Genomic DNA, 2,819 nt, shown 5'->3' with positions numbered 1-2,819 from the left:
TGCTATTTTATTGCCAGTTTTTATTGAATTTTCAAGGTGCATAGGCACTTATTCAAGTGCGAAGTTTGAGTTTGTAATTTTAGTATAGCGAACACTTCTTACAATCTCATTACAATTCACACTAAATTCAAAAATATAGGTGACAAATTATTCTTTTCTTCGCTGTGCATCATCAGGCTTTTTTGCTTCTTTAGGAATTAGCCATACACGATTGATATTTAGTACACCCTCAATCCGATTCTCCTTGCAAAGTCTTTGTACTCGCCGTACTGATATTTTCCAAAGTGCCGCTGCTTCTCCCGCTGTCATATATTCAAACATACCTGTCCTCCTCAACCATATTGTGTATAATGAACCACCCCGCAGCAAGCTACGGGGTATCCACTCCTAGCTTCTTCCTTCTGAGCGCAGCAAGCTGCGGGGAATTAGACCCGTGATGGATTAAAATTAGTAATAAACATCATAGAAGTCGATTATAACGCCATCACCCATTCATTCTATCTTTTTAGCAAAAATCACAAATAAGAAAAGCCCTGTATCATACAGAGCCTTTCCAGCCTTTGATCATTGGCTCATTGTGGTTTCATTTTTCTACAGAAACAATAATATTACAGATATATCTCTGCCATTTTAGCAAAATTAGCTTTTCTTACGATAAGTTCCGACTGTTTTTCTTCTGATAAACTCTCAAATACAACTTTATAACCTTTCTCCAACAATGGAGTACCTTTTGCCAGTAAATACAACTTTGTATTCAACCATTCCTCTCACAATTCTTCAAATAATACCATACTATCCGTAAAGGTTATGGCATCTTCAAAACCATGCGGTGGGGTATAATATTTCAGCATCACAAAACCATATCTGCCGACATCAACCACTACAATATCCGCCATTTCGTACAGCTCCGTAAACGCTTCAGCCACCTTTTTGCATTTTGCCCGTTCTTCCTCTGTGATATAAACCTGTTTTTCCATATTGATTTACCTCGTTTCTTCTAAGATTTTACCATGTTTATTTTATGAGGGCTATCTACATACACCAGATTTTCACCTTGCTTATTCTTCCCATTTTTCACTTTACTCACAATTCACACCTGTTACCGCTGTTGTAAAAAATGCCATGTTTCTACCTCTTTCTTTCTCAAAAATATTTTTGTCTGGTTTCCGAAAGAGTTTTTTCGTGTAAAATGCCCTGCCTTATGATAGGATAAAGACAGAGCAATCCTTTAGGAAGAATCCTGCGGGCATCCGGCATATTCAGTTTGGCGATTGGCTATGCCGGACGCTTTGTTTTGTCCTTTCCCAAGTACATTCAAAACTCCATTCCACTTCTGGACTTTTTGTCCAAAAGTCCTGTGGCTGGTTTACAAGTTCCCTATTCAGTTTTTTCCATATTCAGTTGTCATGCTTCAATCACGCCTGCATCCTCCACCTCATCAACGGTTTCAATGTCCCTGACTCTTGCTTTACACAGATTCTTTACATATTTTTCGATGTCTAAGGCGTTCTTGTCATCAAAATCAGACAGAAGCCGGTACTGCTTGTGCTTGGCGATGTCAAACTTATTGGAGAAGAATGGTCTAACCCCTCTAAGCTGCATGATACATTTTCCACCATCCATAACCGAAATCTCATCCATCGACATCAATTCTTTGCAACATTGTCAAGTGATGAATTCGATTTTTATTAAGAAAGATAGGGCTGTATGATAAAATAGTGAAATCAACAATGAAGCAAATCGGCATTTGTGGAGGAATAGGATTATGATAGAATATATAAAAATGAATGATGATAACATGGACAGCGTGATAAAAAATATATTGAATATTATAACAATGTTGAAAATGGCTGTTGGTCTTACGAAAAGGCATATAAGCGAATTCATCAAGTAATGACAATGGAAGGGTCCTTATGTTATCTTCAATATGATAATCAGAATTTGGTAGGGTTTTTTGATGGGCTATTATAAGGAGTTTGACGATTTAATGGCTTTTTTTATTGAGGAAATTGTAATATTTGCAGATTGTCATAATAAAGGATATGGAAGTGAACTCATGACAACACTTCAAAATGAAGTCACTGCTAATGGTGCAGAACATATTGAATTGATTAGCGTTAATGATCTACATCATATGCACTTTTACGAAAAACTCGGTTATTATAAAGCAAATAATTTGATTATGATGGGAAAACATTTAAGTTGATAACTTCAAGTTTGTCGTAAAGTTATAAATAAGAAAACTGGAGGTTGAAACGAATTATAATGAAAATACATATCAGAAATGCAGAACTAGACGAATATCAAACCGTAGAAGCAATCATGAAGCAAGTTCAGCAAATGCATATTGATTGGCGACCGAATATTTACAAATACAACGAAACGGTATTACCTTTAGAACTATATAAACAAGCAGTAAATGAAAGGACTTTTTTCGTTGCAGAATATGATAGAAAAGTAGCCGGAATTTTATTTGTTATATACCGGCATATAGAAAATCCAATTCAGGTGACAAGGAATATTATTTTTATAGATTCCATGGCTGTAGACGAAAAATATCGTGGAAAAGGAATCGGACACGCATTTTTTGATTTCCTCAAAAATCTTAAAGATGAAAGAGGGTATGATGGAATTGAATTGCAGGTAAACACAAAAAATAAAGCTGCCTATAAAATCTATTCTGATTATGGATTTACCAATAAATCCATAAATATGGAGCTTTTATAAATTTCACTTGTAAACAACCCAAAAAAGGCAGCCGCTCCCCTCAAAGCGTCTGCCTTTTCCTGTCCCCGTCCTTCTACTCGTCCCTGAAAACC

Annotated in this window: 6 protein-coding genes and 1 pseudogene; 3 read left to right on the top strand and 4 right to left on the bottom strand. The window is 36.0% G+C overall.

The features are described 5' to 3' along the window. Positions 1-147: 147 nt before the first annotated feature. The 4 genes and pseudogenes from D5281_RS24480 to D5281_RS24470 form a co-directional block, all read right to left on the bottom strand. Entirely contained in the window at positions 148-321 is a 174-nt protein-coding gene (locus D5281_RS24480; protein ID WP_160562471.1) for a helix-turn-helix domain-containing protein, read from the bottom strand. A gap of 287 nt (positions 322-608) precedes the next feature. Beyond that, the gene (locus D5281_RS26805) at positions 609-758 is read right to left on the bottom strand and encodes a hypothetical protein (RefSeq protein ID WP_330585327.1); all 150 of its coding nucleotides are present in this window, start codon (positions 756-758) and stop codon (positions 609-611) included. A gap of 9 nt (positions 759-767) precedes the next feature. Then, a complete protein-coding gene (locus D5281_RS26800; protein WP_330585326.1) occupies positions 768-977 on the bottom strand; it encodes a hypothetical protein in 210 nt (69 codons plus the stop codon). Between the two features lie 427 nt (positions 978-1,404). Beyond that, positions 1,405-1,656 (bottom strand): annotated as a pseudogene (locus D5281_RS24470) (VirD4-like conjugal transfer protein, CD1115 family); the annotation flags it as partial. Positions 1,657-1,765: 109 nt separating this feature from the next. Between D5281_RS24470 and D5281_RS26305 the strand changes: the two are divergent. The 3 genes from D5281_RS26305 to D5281_RS24460 all read left to right on the top strand — a co-directional run bounded on the left by D5281_RS26305 (position 1,766) and on the right by D5281_RS24460 (position 2,727). Then, positions 1,766-1,894 carry a hypothetical protein gene (locus tag D5281_RS26305; RefSeq protein ID WP_277935613.1) on the top strand — a complete coding sequence of 43 codons (129 nt, stop codon included), beginning with the start codon at positions 1,766-1,768 and terminating at the stop codon, positions 1,892-1,894. A gap of 63 nt (positions 1,895-1,957) precedes the next feature. After that, a complete protein-coding gene (locus D5281_RS24465; RefSeq protein WP_160562469.1) occupies positions 1,958-2,206 on the top strand; it encodes a GNAT family N-acetyltransferase in 249 nt (82 codons plus the stop codon). A gap of 44 nt (positions 2,207-2,250) precedes the next feature. Further along, positions 2,251-2,727 (top strand): GNAT family N-acetyltransferase, encoded by a 477-nt coding sequence (locus D5281_RS24460; RefSeq protein WP_277935612.1) that lies wholly within the window; start codon positions 2,251-2,253, stop codon positions 2,725-2,727. The last annotated feature ends 92 nt before the right edge of the window (positions 2,728-2,819 follow it).

Source organism: Parablautia muri, assembly GCF_009917485.1.
In the GTDB taxonomy this organism is placed as follows: domain Bacteria; phylum Bacillota; class Clostridia; order Lachnospirales; family Lachnospiraceae; genus Suilimivivens; species Suilimivivens muri.
This window is presented reverse-complemented; position numbering and strand designations above follow the sequence as displayed.